We start from the raw sequence: 16,265 nt of genomic DNA on the forward strand, positions 1-16,265 counted from the left end.
GGGGATGGATCAATGCAATAGTGACTCTGGAGTTAACCGATGTTTGGACGTAGCAAAAAACTAATGCCGTCAGTGACCTATCTGGCTGAGGGAAGTGATTTTCAAGGAAACTTAAGAGTCCAGGGCGGTTTACGGGTTGATGGTGCGGTGCGGGGCACGGTGGAAGTGAATGGGGATTTGGAGATTTCGGCGACTGGCTCGATCGAAGGGCCCGAGGTCAAAGCCGGCAACATTATCATTCACGGCACAGTGAAGGCCAGTATTGTGGCCGAAGGGAGTCTGACCCTAACGCGCACCTCACGCCTGGAGGGGGATGTGGTGGTTAGCGCCCTGAACATTGAAGCGGGAGCTTTCTACGTGGGCCACATTGTCACCAAGGATGCCAACCTGTTGCCCGTTGCGCCACCGATTCCCAAATTGGTGGGCCGCAGCGAGTAGGAATTTCCGAGGGCACTAGGCAAGGTGAGAGGGGGCACCATGCCGTGAACAATCCACCAACCATCCAAAAACTATCAACCAACACCTAATAGGCTTCAGGATTGAATATCCTGCCCACAATTGAGATCACTGGGATTGGGTCTATCTCCTGGGGTTAGCGGTTCAGCCTCAACGACTGCGGCTTAACCCTAGGAGATAGATCCAGTTCTCTTGAAGAGGGTGTGGGCTTGGCAGGGCCACAGACAGGTGGGCCAAACCCGATCGAACCCAAACCAACTGGAACCCAAATCAACCAAAACGCTGATTTACGGCCTCAGTTTTACGATCTCAGTCACCAATCTCAGTTGCCCGATCGCCCGGGATATTCGGGATACATGTCACGGGGGCGATCGCGCCCGTCAATGCATTGGCCCATGGCGGTGGTCAGGTCACTGGTCACCTGGCGATTCAGGGTGGTAACACAGCGGGCAAACCGTTCGGGCAGCAGACTGCGGCGACAGTGCTCCAAAACGGCGCTGCCGTCAACGGCTCCGGCCCGCGAGATGCTGACCACACAGTTGGCGGTGTCGATCGGGCGGCGCGCTTGCCGACAGGTTCTGAGGGCCGCTTCCGCTGCGATGGTGGTTTTTTCGTCAATTCGCTCCACGCAGTCGCCCAAATCCTCGGGGTGGAGAACATAGGCACAGGAGCTAGCGATCAGGTCGGGGCTGATGTTGGAGTCGCGCAGGTCGCGCACACAGCGATCGTATTCGTTGGCTTGGGCAGCGGTGGGGGTCAGCAGCAGCGGTAAACCCAGGGCGATCGCTGCAATTGTGGATTGAAGTTTCATCGCAAAGTTCAAGCGGTACTTGTGATGGGGACTTGATGGGGAACTATTGAGCCGTTGGACGATCGAGGATGGGGCAATGAGAAACCTAGGCACATCCCCGATCGAGGACAGGGGCACGGTCGGCCGTTTCCACCTCCCTAGGCTAGAGCTTTTCTGGGCTGGCGCTGCCCTGAACTCTAAAAATTGGTGCGATCGCGGTTGGCGGCCGTGGCCCGTTCGATCGTGGTGGCCACCGTCACCGACCCCAAAATCCCTTGTAGCTGGCTTACAGCGAAAACAACAAAGATTAAAATTCACCAGCCACAATTATTCATGAAAATTGGGCAATATCGTAAATCTGATAGACATGGAAGTGACAAATACTCTATCCAATTCTCTCAGGCGAGCTTGAGCCTTGGGCAGTTTTCGATCGTTGTCGAAATGCTTTAAGCGTTCTCTCGGGTTCCAGTGGAGTGCCTTGAGCGATCCAATCTGCTACTGATTCTTCAGGCTTCACTGGGTTAGCCCACAGGATATCTCCAATGATAGGAACAGTCTCAGTCGCAGCGCTGAAAAACTTTCGTGCTGTTTTCTCATCCGATGAAATAATCCTCTTGTCAGAAGCTATGGCTGCTTCTATGAGATGTATATCTTTATAAGCATCCTCTCTCTCTTTCTGAAATTCTAAAGTGTCAATAAAATCCATTAATCCGTCTATGTTTTCAACTTGGGAAGGCTTAAGACTATGAAGTCTTTTTCTTTGAAACATCGTCTTGAGCCACTCTTGAGCAAATGGTGATTGATGCTTTCTCCATTCTCGAGAAATTTCTTTTGTTATAACCATGCGGTGCGAATGTTTCAGAATTGATTTAAGGCATTCTCGACATGCACTAGAGATAGGATGATTGGTTTCGCTAGCAGATCGCGCAATGCAAGCATCGATTACTAGGCTCTTTCCAGTTTTTTTGCTCATTTCAGTTCTTTGTATTTTTCTGGATAAGTCCTCAGCCAAATATTGTGTTTTCCACGGCATCTAGGTAGCGACTATTAAGATCTAACATAGTATCTGCAAAGTCTTCGGGCCAGTCACCAAAAGCACCAGTTTCATCAAGTTGCTGGCTACTCACTTCAGTCATGCCTTCGGTATTACGACTAACCCAATGAAGGTATGTGTCCGAAGGTGGTAGTTCCCCTTCAGCAACCAGTGCTTGAATTGCTAGTAGCAGGATAGAGCTGTGGGTTTCGACAACGACCCGAACTTTCCGAAGTGCAGCTCGAACTAACAGCTTAGCTAAAGCCACTTGTGCTTTGGGATGTAAATGAATTTCGGGTTGCTCAATATAGACAAGCTGCCCTGGCTCTGCAACCAATAATGCTACCAAGACAGGTAAAACCTGTGAAACTCCAAACCCAACATCTGCAATGTTGACGGTATCACTGGGTTTGTATTTCTTATTCCTGCTTGAGCCATCGACAGGACAGCGACCAACTCGTAACTCAAGCTGTGAGTCATCCACTTGTTTAGCATCAATCTTCCAAGTCAAACCTAATTCATTAAGATCCCAAGTTAATTGCCGAAACCTTTCTTTATCTTCCGTTTTCCAGGACAGAACCACACTGGCTACGTACTTATCAAAAACACCAGTAAACTCTGGCCCAATAGCTGTTTTTTCGTACGCCCTTTCCGGATTTCCCCGAATGCCTGGAACATGAATGATTCGACGTATTTCCTTCGCATACTGATCAGACAGGCTAAAGGAAATTGAAAAGCCATTGTCCCTTAAAGCTAAATCAAGAAAGCAGCTTTTTTCGATGAGAGGGTTATCTGTATATTGCTCATATAGGTTTGGAGGAAGAGGACTGTTTTTCAGTTGTTGTCGAACTAAATTTAATAGATCTTCACGAGATAGGCTTTTGCTGAGAGAGATCTCTTGCTCTCCTATTAGATAATCAGAGCCGGTGACTTGTAATCCTAGCTTTTTGGGAATTTTGGAAAATCTAAGTCGTGCGAACCTTCCTGAAGATAATCCAATTTCAATAATTAAGTTAGAAGATTTGTTTGAATTAGACAGGGGACGAATTTGATTCACCGCAGTCAGTTTGACAGAACCGCCGTTAATGAGCAAACTTCCAGGATTAAACTGAGATTCCAGAGTTTGTTTAAGAATTAAGAGCGGTTGCAACAAACTCGATTTTCCGGAGCTATTAGATCCGGCTAAAACAGTTAGATAACCCAAATCAATAGAACATTGATTGTCGATTGACTTGTAGCCTTGAATAGCAATTCGACTAATGCCAAATCCTGGTTGAGGTTTTGACACCTGAGCTGTTTGCGAGGAATTCATGAGATTAGCGCCTGTCAGTGAAGCCTCTGCTGAACTAAATGGGCAGTGTTGTTGGTTGGGAGAGACAATAATCAAGTCATGATCCAGACCAACAACACCTCAGTAATAGCCCTAGACTAGCAACTCGGGCACAAGTCTACTTAGAAGGTGGTGCGATCGCGGTTGGCGGCCGTGGCCCGTTCGATCGTGGTGGCCACCGTCACCGATCCCAAGTCGCCGTCAGCCCGGGTGCGAAGGCTGAGGCTGTTGGTTTCCAGCTCCTTTTCGCCGACCACGGCCATCACGGGGATTTTTTCCTTTTCGGCGTTGCGGACAATTTTGCCCAGCCGATCGCCCGAACCATCCACCGTGGCGCGAATGCCCGCCAACTGCAACTGCGTCACCACTTGATCGGCATAGTCGCGGAAGTTGTCGCCCACGGGCAACAGCCGAATTTGCTCCGGAGCCAACCAGAAGGGGAAATCTCCGGCATATTCTTCGATCAGGATGCCCACCAGCCGCTCGATCGAGCCGAAGGGGGCCCGGTGAATCATCACCGGCCGCTGGCGGCTGCCATCGGCCGCCACATATTCCAAATCAAAGCGCTCCGGCAGGTTGTAATCCACCTGCACCGTCCCCAGTTGCCACTCGCGCTCCAGGGCATCTTGGAAAATAAAGTCCAGCTTGGGCCCGTAGAAGGCGGCTTCGCCGGGGGCTTCAAAGGAACTCATGCCCAGAGTTTGTACGGCCGATCGAATGGCGTTTTGGGCCTTGTTCCAGGCCTCATCGGAGCCGATGTACTTGTCGGAGTCGGGATCGCGGAAGCTAAGGCGCGCTTTGAAGTTTTTCAGTTGCAGCGCCCTGAACACCGTCAGGATCAGATCCACCACCTTCAGAAATTCCGCGTCGAGTTGCTCGGGAGCCACGAATAGGTGGGAGTCATCCACCGTGAAGCCGCGTACCCTTGTTAGGCCGCCCAGCTCGCCGGACTGCTCGTAGCGATAGACTGTGCCAAATTCCGCCAGGCGCATCGGCAGCTCTCGGTACGATCGCAACTGGCTCTTAAAGATTTGGATGTGGAAGGGGCAGTTCATCGGCTTCAGCACAAAGCCCAATTCGGCGGCCGCCTCGTCCGGCGACTCGGCCATCATCGGGAACATGTCTTCCTTGTATTTTTGCCAGTGGCCGGAGGTTTTGAACAAATCCACCCGGGCAATGTGGGGCGTGACCACGGGCAAGTAGCCACGTTTCACCTGTTCGCCTTTGAGGAAGTCCTCCAGGATCGATCGCAGCATCGTGCCCTTGGGAGTCCAGAGGGGCAAGCCGGGCCCGACGGGATCGGCAAAGATAAACAGCCCCAGGTCTTTGCCCAGTTTGCGGTGATCGCGCTTGAGGGCTTCTTCCTTGCGGCGCTTATATTCCGTCAGTTGCTCGGGGCTTTCCCAGGCCGTGCCATAGATCCGTTGGAGCTGGGCCTTGGTGGCATCACCGCGCCAATAGGCTCCGGCCACGGTTTCCAGTTCGATCGCCTTGGGGTTAATTTCCGAGGTGTTTTCCAGGTGGGGCCCGGCGCAAAGATCCCACCATTGATCGCCCAGGTGATAGATCGTGATCGGCTCGGTTTTGATGTCGTCGAGGATTTCCAGCTTGTAGGGTTCCCCGATCGCCTCAATTCGGCGCTTGGCTTCCTCGCGGGACACCTCTTCGCGAATCACCGGCAGCTTTTTGTTGATGATTTTGATCATCTCCTTTTTGATCGCCTTCAACGCCTCTTCACTGAAGGGTTCAGGGCTATCAAAATCGTAGTAAAAGCCGTTTTCGATCCAGGGGCCGATCGTCACTTGGGCCTTGGGAAACAAGCGCTGCACCGCCATGGCCATCACATGGGAAGTGGTGTGGCGAATTTTCTTCAGCGTTTCCGATTCGCTAGTTTTCGGCAGGGTGATTTTATCAACCTGGTCGGCGGCGGGCAGGGGACGATCGGGCAATTGCTGAACCATACCAACGAAACTCAACAACAGTAGAAAGCGACGGTCGATCGCGCATTGTGGCTACTCTAACGCCAATTGACGACAGGGCCCGACTTTTGGTTCGCGAACCGCCGCTTGGGGCCTTCTATCTTAACGAGGCCGGCGATCGGGTAGCGGTCTAGAACCGGATGCTCAGGGCCGAAATCAGGACGATGAGCGGGAATGGACGATCTAGGCGCGATCGCTGTCGGGCAAACTATAGGGCACAATCCCGTTACCCTTGCCCGATCGGGCCCGATACAGGGCCACGTCTGCCCGGTGCAATAACTCAGCCGCCGTGCGGCCATGGTCTGGGAAACTGGCAATCCCGATCGCCACGCCAATTCCTTGGGGCGCAAACTCCAGCAGGGACGCATCCAACGACGACAACAGTTGGCGCAACCGCTCCGCTCGGCGACAGGCTTCCTCAATCTCCGTGTTGGGCAGCAACAGCACCAAGTCATATTTGCCGTAGCGCCCCAGGGCTTCCAACTCAGAAATATGGTTGCGCAACCGCATCACCACCCGTTGCAACAGATATCGGCTGGTATCTTGGCCCGAAAGACGCTCCGCCACAGCCAACCCATCCAGGGCGATCGCCAACAAACTCAAGGGTTGCTGGGCACGGGCCATATTTAACAAGTCGCGCTGAAGCCGCTGCTCTAAATATTGCCGATTAAACAGTTGTGCATCCTCATCTTGAAGCGTCACCAGGTTATGTTTTTGGCGCGATTGCATATCAGACAAGGCCAAGCCCAAGTGCTCCGCCACGGCCGTGGCCATGGGTTGGTATTCGGAAATCAAACGCTGATTGGGCTGGGTGCAAAGGTGCAACAGGCCCAAGGTTTGCCCCCGCCCCACCAAAGGCATACAGAGAGATTCGCCAATGAACCCCTCAAAGGCGTGCTGACAGCGCAGGTTTTGCGGCCCCGCTTCCACTCGGTGTGATCGCCCACGCCGCAGGGCCCAGCAATGGCGAAAGGCAAAGGTCGATTGGCTGGAGAAACTATCGCCCCACTGGCTGATCAGGGAAAATACGCCCTTGCTGTCGTCGTATAAAAACACCCCTCCACTACAGCGCGGAAACAAAGCCATCAACACACTGGGCAAGGCACGGCCCGCCTCAGCGATGCTCAGGCAAGTTTGCAGCAGGCCGCTGAGATCGCCCAGCAGTTTCAACTCCTGGTTGCGGCGCTCTAGGGTATCAATCCAAGCCTTGAGTTGGACATTGGCTTCGGCCAGGGCCCGCTCGGCCCGTTTGCGATCGCTGATATCACGCGCCACCCAAATCACGCTGCTGTGGGAGGTGGGGGCGATGTTGGCGATAAACCAAGCCTCCTGCTCCCCCAGCCGCAGGGAATATTCCAAGGACAGGGAACGCTGTTGCCGAATGGCTTCCCGCGCGGCGGCCAACCAAGGGCCCGATCGGGTGGAATCCGTCAGAATCTCCACCATCTGATTAATTAGCTCACCCCCATGATTCGACACCTGGGCCAACTGGGTGGGCATCACCCGCACATGGGCCTGCTCCGTTGACAACTCCAGCACCAGATCCGGCAAGGCTTCCAACATGCCCCGCATCTCGGCATAGGCAGTCATTAACTGCTGCTCGGCCAGGTCACGGTGATCGGCCTGTTGTTGCAGTCGCAAAATCAGCTCTTGGGAGACGACCATCAGCGGCAACACCCCTAGGGGCCGCAGTCCCCCATCCACCACGGGCAAAATATCGAGGCCTTGGCGGGTAAACAGATCCAACAGGGTTCGGAGGCCCTCAATGGTGCCAATCCATTGCCCCAAGTCCTTGAGCAAGATTGGTTGGACGGCCTGGGCAATGGTTCCCAGCAGCCGACTGGGCTGAGTGGCCAGGGCCCGCAAGAGATCCCGAGGCAAGACCACGCCCTTAAGCTGATTGCTTTCGAGAACCAGCAAACAACTCGATCGGGCAGCGCTATCGGGCAGAGCCATCCAGCGTCTTGCCGCTTCCGCCACCGATCCAGACGCTGAGCCTGTGGCAAAGGTTCGTTGAACAGCCGCTTCAATTTCCATGCATCCTGGCCACCGACAGGCTCAGACAGTAGATTGCGCAAGATATTTGAGCATTGGGGTTGCGGATTTCATTGCGGATTTCATTAATGTCATCGATCGCCTGATCGCCATGCAAATGGCTCTAGGTCAATCGATTTCATTAATTTGATCGCCTTGATCGCCGTCGATTTGATCACTTTCCGATCACCTTGACCACCCTCGATCGCCCCGATTCTCCCGATCGCCCTCACCCAATCACTGGATTTAATGGATTAGAGCAGTAGCGATCAGCTAACGTGATCGGTCTGATCAGTTTCATCAATGAGTACTGATCAAGTGGACTGTGAATCTCAAATTGATTGTGATCGATGATGGGTCAATCAGTCGTTGATCTGAGTTCCGATCGATTCCCCCAGTGCATCACGCATGATCGGTCATGAAATCACTCATGCAGTTGATGGTGAGCCATCTTCCCTTGATCGATCACAGGGGATCACCGGAGATGCAACCAGTTTCATTCAGGGCGATCGCCCCATTACCCCTCGGCTGTGGCTCGATCGGCACTGATTAAACGGATGGATGAAGACAATCGATCTTAGAACCGCAAATCGTAGACCGCAAATCTAGGCTACAAGCGCAGGCAGCCAATCCCGCACCACAAACAACCGGCCACAGGGCTGTGCTCATCTAAACCTTGCTGTGATCAGTGTTTGGTGGCCAACAACCCCAAGCCAAAGCGATGATCGGCCCCGAACTTAACTCTAACTTAGGGCCGGAGTCTCGGTTGCATCGGCCCACAGGGTTCACCATTCCCCAGCAGCCATCGGCCGCTCCCCCCAAAAGCCGCCAAACCCAATTGCCAAGCCCAGTGATTCAACCTAATTGCCAAACCCAATTGCCAAACGACAGCCATTTGCACCCTGTCTGGTAAAATTTGGGAGACTTCTACCGTGTTCGGCTTCTATGGGGTCAACTGGGGATCGAATCGCAATTGACGCAATGGGCGGCGACTATGCCCCCGAAGAAATCGTCGCCGGAGCCGTGCGCGCCAGCGAAGAACTGGGGGTTAAGGTTCTGCTAGTCGGTGATCCCCACAAAATCGAGGCTTGCCTGAAAGAGCACAATGCTGGTTCAAACCTCGAAATTGTGCCCGCCGATGGTGTGGTGGAGATGGACGAAGAGCCATTAACCGCCCTGCGCCGCAAACCCAATTCTTCCATTAATGTGGCCACGAATCTGGTCAAGGAAGGCCGAGCCGATGCTGTGGTTTCGGCGGGGCACTCGGGCGCGTCCATGGCGGCGGCACTGCTGCGGTTGGGACGAATTCCGGGAATTGAACGCCCCGCGATCGGGGCCGTGTTGCCAACCCAGGTCAACGGCAAGCAAGTTTTGATCTTGGATGTGGGGGCCAATGTGGACTGTCGCCCCAAATTCCTAGAGCAATTTGCCGTGATGGGTTCCATCTACAGCCAACATGTTTTGGGGGTGGAACGGCCCAACGTGGGCTTGGTCAACATTGGCGAAGAGGAATGTAAAGGTAATGAGCTGGCCCTGCGGGCCCATCAGTTGCTGTCGGAAAATCCCGCCATTCACTTTGCGGGCAATGCCGAGGGGCGCGATATCCTCTCGGGTCAGTTCGATGTGGCTGTTTGTGATGGCTTTGTGGGCAACGTACTGCTGAAGTTCGCGGAAGCTGTAGGCAGCGCGATGCTTCAGGTGGTGAAGGAGGAGCTACCCAAGGGCACACGCGGCAAGATTGGGGTCACGGTGTTGAAGCACAACCTGAAGCGCATTAAGCAACGGGTCGATCATGCGGAGCATGGGGGCGGTTTGTTGCTGGGCGTGAACGGGGTTTGCATTATTGGCCATGGCAGCTCGCGGGCCCCTTCAGCCTTTGGGGCTATCCGCCTCGCCAAGGCGGCTGTGGAGTCCCATGTGATTGAGCGAATCCAAGCCCAGTATCAACAAAGCGTGCAGCAGGCTGTTGCTTCGGAGAATTAATGCAAACGCGATCGCCCTTTGGAATCGCCCTCATTGGCAGCGGTTCAGCTTTGCCGGATGGAATTTTAGACAACCTTGCCCTAGAGCAGTTGGTTGAAACCTCCGACGAGTGGATTGCCACGCGGACGGGAATCCGTCAACGGCGTTTGGCGCAACCGCAGGAATCCCTCACGCCGTTGGCCGCAAAGGCTGCTCAGCGGGCGTTGGCGATGGCGGATCTCCAGGCGGTTGATTTGGATTTGATTCTGCTGGCTACCTCCACGCCCGATGATTTGTTCGGGAGTGCTGGGGCCATCCAAGGGGCGATCGGGGCGAGCCACGCGGTGGCCATGGATTTGACGGCGGCTTGCTCGGGGTTTGCGTTTGGCTTGGTGACGGCGGCTCAGTTTTTGCGATCGGGTGTCTATCGCAATGTGCTGCTGATTGGGGCCGATGTGCTCTCTCGTTGGGTGAATTGGAGCGATCGGGGCACTTGCATTCTGTTTGGCGACGGGGCTGGGGCTGTGGTGTTGCAGGCGATCGACCTACAGGAGCAGCCTACCGCCAGCGATGCCTTGCTAGGGTTCGAGCTACGTAGCGATGGATCCATGAACCATGTGCTGAACCTGGCGGGGGAAACGATCGAGCAGCCCCTGAAAAACGGAACCGTGGTGGGCCAAGGCAATTTTCAGCCGATCACCATGAACGGTCAGGAAGTCTATCGTTTTGCCGTTAAGCGGGTTCCCGAGGCGATCGAGAAGGCCTTGCATCGGGCGGAGCGGTCGATTGAGCAGGTAGATTGGCTGCTGTTGCACCAAGCAAATCAACGAATCATCGATGCGGTGGCCGATCGTCTTGGTTTACCCCACGAAAAAACCATTAGCAATTTGGAGCGCTACGGCAACACCTCTGCCGCCTCCATCCCGATCGCCCTTGATGAAGCAGTACGGGACGGCCGAATTCATTCTGGCCAAACCCTCGCGCTCGCCGGATTTGGGGCCGGTTTGTCCTGGGGGGCTGTCATCGTCCGCTGGGGCCGTTGATCATCTCAGCCCAACCGACACCGACCCGCAGCCTAATCCCCATGAATCGGCAAGCGGATCATAAACTCTGCGCCTTGGCCAATTTCCGATCGCACCTCCAAACTCCCTCCGTGTTTATCCACCACAATTTGGCGGGCGATCGCTAATCCCAAGCCAGTGCCCTTGCCCACGGCCTTCGTCGTGAAGGCGTGGTCAAAAATATTCGATCGCACCGCTTCGCTCATGCCCTTGCCATTGTCCCGAATGGCAATTTGCACCTGTTGATCCACAACCCTGGTGCAGATTGTAATTTGCTGGGGATGGGCAACCCAATGCTCAAAGGATGATCCTTGAGTCAACTCATCAAACATATCGATCGCATTAGCCAGCAAATTCATAAACACCTGATTCAGTTGCCCTGGAAAACAATCGATCGGGGGCACATCTCCATAGTCTTGAATAACTTGAATTGCCGGGCGATATTCATTGGCTTTCAATCGATACTTCAGAATCAGCAGTGTGCTATCAATCCCTTCGTGAAGATTAGCCTGAATTTTATATTGGGTATCTGCCCTCGAGAAAGTTCGCAAGCTGTTACTAATTCCTTTGATTCGATCGGTTGCCAACTGCATAGACTGCAAAAGCGTTGGTAAATCTTCATTCAAAAAGTCCAGTTCGATCGCTTTCGCATGGCTTTCAATTGCCGGTTCAGGGTTGGGATAATATTGCTGGTAAAGCCCCAGATGGCCCATCAAATCTTGGATAGAATCCTGAAGATTTTGAATACTGCCATTGAGGAAGCCGATCGGGTTATTAATTTCGTGGGCCACACCAGCAACCAAATTCCCTAGTGAGGCCATCTTTTCACTTTGCACCACCTGCAACTGAGACTGCTCAAGCTGATGGGCATAGGTCTGGGCTTGCTGATACAGTCGTGAATTTTCAAGGGAAATCGCAGCCTGAGCGCAGAGAAAATTCAAGACCAAGAGGCGATCGTTCGTAAAAACATTCGCCACCGCACTATTTTCTAAATATAAAATTGCCACCAACTGCGATTGGCTCAAAATCGGCAAGCACAACACACTTTTAGGTGCTTCCTGAAGCAAATATTGATCTGTGATCGGCAGGCTGGTTTGGCCCTGATCAATCATCACCATTGTTTCAGTATTTTTAACGTACTGCACTAACTGCACCGGCAAAACCGTGCAGGTTTCCAAAGGTTCTGTGCAAACTTCCACGGATTCTGGCCGCGCGATCGCCCGCACCAGCCACCTACCTTCACCCCCAGCAGCCACCAAGGCACAGCGATCACCGCCAGAACACTGCAAAACAATTTGCGTCAGTTGCCGCAGCAGGTCATCCAATTGAATCGTGCTCGCCAAGGTCTGAGAGGTGCGAATCACCGCCGCCAAATCCAACATTTCATTCACACCAGACGTGGAAGAACTGGGCGTGCCACTCCCATGGCCTGGAGAAGTGTAATGGGCGGAGGTTCGAAGCGCCTGCGGAATCGTGGCCGCTGCCAGCGTTTCTAAAGGATTAAAAGCTGGTACGGGTGCGCGCAAAATTGGACTCAACAACTGCGGATAGCGTCGCTCCAAATCTTCAGTTTTTGCCTTAGCCCCCCAACGGGCATAGCCATAATAGGCCTCTTGCATGTAACCGGCTGCCACCTTCTCTTTACCCCACTGGAGGTAGAACTTTGCTGCTAGCTCATTGGCAAGTGCCTCTTCATGGGAAAAACCACTTTTTTTAGCATCCGCGATCGCACAGTCATAGGCCTCGATCGCCTCAGTTCTTTGACCCAAAACCCGATTAACTTCCGCCGCCACTAATTGCCAACGATGAGCTTGGTTCTCGGGTGCATAAACTGCCCATTGATGGAGGTGATCTTGGGCCACTTGCACCAATTCCCGAATCATCACCTGTTCGGAGGGTGTTGCCGAAGGATACCGTTGAATTTGAATCAACGCTTGGTAAAGCACCCAAGTTGACATCAAAAAGAAGCCAATTCCCGCATCCTCATACTCTTGAACCATTGGAATCAACTCTGTTGCTTCGTCATATTTTTCAAATAGGTAGTAAAGGAAGATTTGATGCAGATATCCACTAAACAGAGAGGCTCGATCGTTCCCAGTCTTGAGAGAGGGAGCCAATTGCTCCAGATCAAAAACATCTCCCTGTAACCGATAGGGAACGGTCGATCTGCCAAGCAGATTCAACACCGCTTGTAAATAAGACTGATGGGCCCGTAAAGCTGCTTGCTGTTTAACTTGTGCAATTACAGTTTCATGGGTCAGCAGTTCCTCAGCCAAGCCCAGGAGTTCTCGCCCACTCCAATATTGGTGATTAGCGTAGGTAAATAAATTCAGAGCCACACATTCCCAATCGCCACTTTCCAAGCCACTTCGGCAACCCTCCAGCAAAGCTGGAGTCACCTCTTGCAGAGGCTCGCACCAGTGACGAGCAAAGGTATTCACAACCAAATAAACTCGACTTTTAAACGCATTAGCTTGCAATTTTTCCAGGAGTGCCAGCGAAAGCTGCGCAAATTGATATCCTGCGGGAATATCATTCATGATTCCGCAAAGAACCATTCCATAATCTGCATAGGAAACCACGGAAACCGCACAGTTTCCATGATGAATTGAAAGGTCAATTTGTTTAAAAATTAGTAGCGGCAATAGAGCCGGAGCTGCCATACATGCGGAGTGCGACAAATTTGTCAAAATCTGCATGGCGGCTAAGAGTTTTGGATCTTCCATCGGTGGCAAATCCAGCAAACTCAACGGATCTTGAGCTTCCCAGGACTGGCGCGATCGCTCGTAAGCTGCATCAATTTCTGCGGGTGTTGGCTGCAAGGGAAATTCAATCCCCAGTTGTCGCAAAACCTGCAACCCTAAATCAATCACTTGCGCAAACTCGCTCTGCGCCTGCAAAACCAACATTTGGGTTTCATAGACTTTAATTTGATCCAACACTGAGGCGCTGTGCTGCAAAATCACTTTACCCCACGTTTTTAGCTGCTCAAACTCTGTGTTGAAGTAGGCTGCTTCTAAGCGTTGTTGATGTAAATCAAGAGTCAGATCATAATCTTGTTGCCAAGCATCTTCTGGCAACAAATTAATGCCCTGATTCAAATAGTCTAAAGCGGCCCTATAAGCTGCCGATACAATTGCTTTGCGACCTGCCTGTAAATTGAGACAAACTAGCTCACGCCGATCAAGATTATTCGTAATTAGGTCACGACCCAAATTGAGATGATTAACAATCTCAAAAATTCGATCTTCCTGATCATTTTGGGTAAAGTGCTGGACTAAGAGCCGGCCAATTCGATAATGAAGAGCAGGTCGCTCCGTTTCCGAAATTAATGAATAGGCAGCTTGCTGAATTCGATCGTGCAGAAATCGATAGGTTGGATTCAAGTCATAGGTGCGATCGCCCTGAGCAGTGACCTCTGCTTGAAAAAGCTTATAGGCTTGATTCACTGGCACAATCATCCCTTCCTGAAGCGCTCGCCAAAGCGCAGCGGCTGCTTCCGCCAAGGACTGCTCTGCAATCACTGCCAATGTTTCTAAGTCAAATTGGTTGCCAACACAGGCCGCCAACTTTAAGCCTTGCTGGGTTGAAATCGGTAGTTTTTGCAGTCGCACTGCCATAAACTCCACCACATCATCCGCCAGAGCCAGGATATTAATTTGTGTTAGATCACATTCCCAATGACAGTAACTGGCATTAAAGGTAATATGACCCTCTTCATGAAGCGTTCTCAAAAATTGCGTTGTAAAAAAAGGATTGCCCTGGGTTTTTTGATGAACCAGCTTAGTTAATGGCAATGCCAACTCTGGCAAGCAATGGAAGGTATCTGCAATCAACTGGTTCAGATGCTGGGTCGTCAGTGGCCCAAGTGTAATTGTATTAGCCGTTGCTTGAGATTGCTCCAATTCTTGAAGGGTCAGAACTAAGGGATGAGCTACTGAAACTTCGTTATCTCGGTAGGCCCCCAACATCAATAAATATCCTTGGTCTTTCATCAAGACTTTCAGTAATTGCAAGGAGGCTGGATCTGCCCATTGCAGGTCATCTAGAAAAATAACGAGGGGATGTTCAGCAGTTGTGAAAACTTGGATGAACTTCTGAAATAGTAAGTTAAAGCGGTTTTGAGCAGCCGTTCCCGACAGTTCCGGCGCAGGGGGTTGTGAGCCGATAATGTGCTCTAGCCCTGGAATAACTTCCAGCAAAACCTGTGCTTGGCTGCCCAACGCTTCCAGAATTTTTGATTTCCAGTTTTGTAGTTGCTGATCAGATTCCGAGAGCAATTGACCAGTCAGGCTTTGAAAAGCCTGCACAAATGCTGACAGCGGAATATTTCGATTAAATTGATCAAATTTCCCTTTAATGAAGTATCCCTTTTGACGTGTAACCGGTTTATGAATTTCATTGATGACGGCTGTTTTACCAATGCCGGAAAACCCTGCAACCAACATCAACTCCGTTGATCCCTGCTGAACTCGCTCAAACGCATCGAGCAGGGTTTGCACTTCCAGCTCACGGCCGTAGAGCTTTTCAGGAATTAAGAAATAATCACTGAGATCCCTTGTACCTAGATCAAAATCGGCAATCGCATTTTGTGCTTGCAGTTGATCTAAACAGGCTTGCAAATCATGCCCCAGCCCGCGAGCACTTTGGTAGCGATCTTCGGCATTTTTAGCCATCAATTTCAGCACAATTGCAGAAATCACGGGTGGAATTTCTGAATTCAGTGCTGAAGGGGCGATCGGCTGTTTTGCCAAGTGGCAATGCAGCAGTTCCATTGGGTCGGCCGTGGGAAATGGCAGTTGTCCCGTCAGTAGCTCATATAAGCTCACACCCAAGGCATAAAAATCACTGCGATAGTCAATGCCGCGATTCATCCGCCCCGTTTGTTCAGGAGCCAGATAAGCCAACGTGCCTTCCAAGCTGGTTGGACTCTGAAGATATTGAGCTTCACGGGGCAATAGAGAAGCAATACTAAAGTCAGTTAATTTAATTTGCCCCGAAGAGGGGTGAATCAAAATATTTGCGGGCTTAATATCTTTGTGAATGACTTTTTGTTGATGCAAGTAATCCAAAATAACGGATAGTTGGAGGGCAGTGGACAGGACTTCGCACAAGGACAGTGATTGACCTTTGACATATTCACGAAGGGAAATTCCTCCAAAGTCCTCCATAATTAATGCATAGCTATTACCATAAGCTTCTAAGGCATAGGAGCGGACAATCCCTGGCATGTCCAAGGTTTGGGTGATCGTGTATTGATTCCGGAACTGCAATAATTCTTCAAAACTGGGATAGGTTGATTGCAGAATCTTAATCACAACGGGCTGTTGTGACGACAATTGAATTCCGCGATAAACAGCAGTTCGAGAACCTTGATAAATTTCTTCAGTGAATTGATAATCCGATAGTTGAGAATTCAGAAAAACAGAAAAACGATCAGAGAAAGGCACAGAAATAGATGAGGAAGGATTTTGATTTTTTTCCAACATTTTTTGATATCTCCGTATATTATCCGTAAGTGCTGGTTTAATAAGATACAAATATTCCTAAGATAGAGGGATCATTTGCATATTTTATTATTTTATATAATTCTGGAGGTCTCAATTACTTTTTGGTAGCA

General features: G+C 51.4%; 9 protein-coding genes. 3 read left to right on the forward strand and 6 right to left on the reverse strand.

From position 1 onward, the window contains the following. Window positions 1–39 precede the first annotated feature (39 nt). Window positions 40–438 (forward strand): bactofilin family protein, encoded by a 399-nt coding sequence (locus AC2IAX_RS09140; RefSeq protein WP_099534580.1) that lies wholly within the window; start codon window positions 40–42, stop codon window positions 436–438. 340 nt (window positions 439–778) lie between these two features. On the opposite strand, the gene AC2IAX_RS09145 is transcribed toward AC2IAX_RS09140, so the two are convergent. The 5 genes from AC2IAX_RS09145 to AC2IAX_RS09165 form a co-directional block, all read right to left on the reverse strand. Beyond that, the gene (locus tag AC2IAX_RS09145; protein ID WP_494387248.1) at window positions 779–1,267 is read right to left on the reverse strand and encodes a hypothetical protein; all 489 of its coding nucleotides are present in this window, start codon (window positions 1,265–1,267) and stop codon (window positions 779–781) included. 364 nt (window positions 1,268–1,631) lie between these two features. Further along, a complete protein-coding gene (locus AC2IAX_RS09150) occupies window positions 1,632–2,258 on the reverse strand; it encodes a hypothetical protein (protein ID WP_494387249.1) in 627 nt (208 codons plus the stop codon). Next, complete coding sequence (locus AC2IAX_RS09155; RefSeq protein WP_494387250.1) at window positions 2,251–3,591, reverse strand: AAA family ATPase; 1,341 nt, start codon at window positions 3,589–3,591, stop codon at window positions 2,251–2,253. The genes AC2IAX_RS09150 and AC2IAX_RS09155 overlap by 8 nt, the downstream gene beginning before the upstream one ends. 140 nt (window positions 3,592–3,731) lie before the next feature. Beyond that, the gene (gene thrS, locus AC2IAX_RS09160; RefSeq protein ID WP_494387251.1) at window positions 3,732–5,570 is read right to left on the reverse strand and encodes a threonine--tRNA ligase; all 1,839 of its coding nucleotides are present in this window, start codon (window positions 5,568–5,570) and stop codon (window positions 3,732–3,734) included. A gap of 201 nt (window positions 5,571–5,771) precedes the next feature. Continuing rightward, window positions 5,772–7,625, reverse strand: coding sequence for a diguanylate cyclase domain-containing protein (locus AC2IAX_RS09165; RefSeq protein ID WP_494387252.1), 1,854 nt, complete (start codon window positions 7,623–7,625; stop codon window positions 5,772–5,774). Window positions 7,626–8,567: 942 nt separating this feature from the next. Here AC2IAX_RS09165 and plsX point away from each other — a divergent pair. Next, window positions 8,568–9,605: a phosphate acyltransferase PlsX gene (gene plsX, locus AC2IAX_RS09170; protein WP_494387253.1), complete on the forward strand. Its 1,038-nt coding sequence runs from the start codon at window positions 8,568–8,570 to the stop codon at window positions 9,603–9,605. Continuing rightward, a complete protein-coding gene (locus tag AC2IAX_RS09175; protein WP_494387254.1) occupies window positions 9,605–10,627 on the forward strand; it encodes a beta-ketoacyl-ACP synthase III in 1,023 nt (340 codons plus the stop codon). Before plsX ends, AC2IAX_RS09175 begins: the two co-directional genes overlap by 1 nt. A 32-nt stretch (window positions 10,628–10,659) precedes the next feature. Here the strand turns inward: AC2IAX_RS09175 and AC2IAX_RS09180 are convergent, their stop codons facing one another. Beyond that, complete coding sequence (locus tag AC2IAX_RS09180) at window positions 10,660–16,134, reverse strand: trifunctional serine/threonine-protein kinase/ATP-binding protein/sensor histidine kinase (RefSeq protein WP_494387255.1); 5,475 nt, start codon at window positions 16,132–16,134, stop codon at window positions 10,660–10,662. Window positions 16,135–16,265 lie beyond the last annotated feature (131 nt).

Source organism: Limnothrix sp. HT2024 (assembly GCF_059138625.1).

What these genes read in the sequence shown, in the direction of transcription:
- AC2IAX_RS09175 (WP_494387254.1), top strand. Translation starts at nt 9,605, where the DNA reads ATGCAAACGCGATCGCCCTTTGGAATCGCCCTCATTGGCAGCGGTTCA.
- thrS (WP_494387251.1), bottom strand. Translation starts at nt 5,570, where the DNA reads ATGGTTCAGCAATTGCCCGATCGTCCCCTGCCCGCCGCCGACCAGGTT.
- AC2IAX_RS09180 (WP_494387255.1), bottom strand. Translation starts at nt 16,134, where the DNA reads ATGTTGGAAAAAAATCAAAATCCTTCCTCATCTATTTCTGTGCCTTTC.
- AC2IAX_RS09145 (WP_494387248.1), bottom strand. Translation starts at nt 1,267, where the DNA reads ATGAAACTTCAATCCACAATTGCAGCGATCGCCCTGGGTTTACCGCTG.
- AC2IAX_RS09155 (WP_494387250.1), bottom strand. Translation starts at nt 3,591, where the DNA reads ATGAATTCCTCGCAAACAGCTCAGGTGTCAAAACCTCAACCAGGATTT.
- AC2IAX_RS09140 (WP_099534580.1), top strand. Translation starts at nt 40, where the DNA reads ATGTTTGGACGTAGCAAAAAACTAATGCCGTCAGTGACCTATCTGGCT.
- plsX (WP_494387253.1), top strand. Translation starts at nt 8,568, where the DNA reads ATGGGGTCAACTGGGGATCGAATCGCAATTGACGCAATGGGCGGCGAC.
- AC2IAX_RS09165 (WP_494387252.1), bottom strand. Translation starts at nt 7,625, where the DNA reads ATGGAAATTGAAGCGGCTGTTCAACGAACCTTTGCCACAGGCTCAGCG.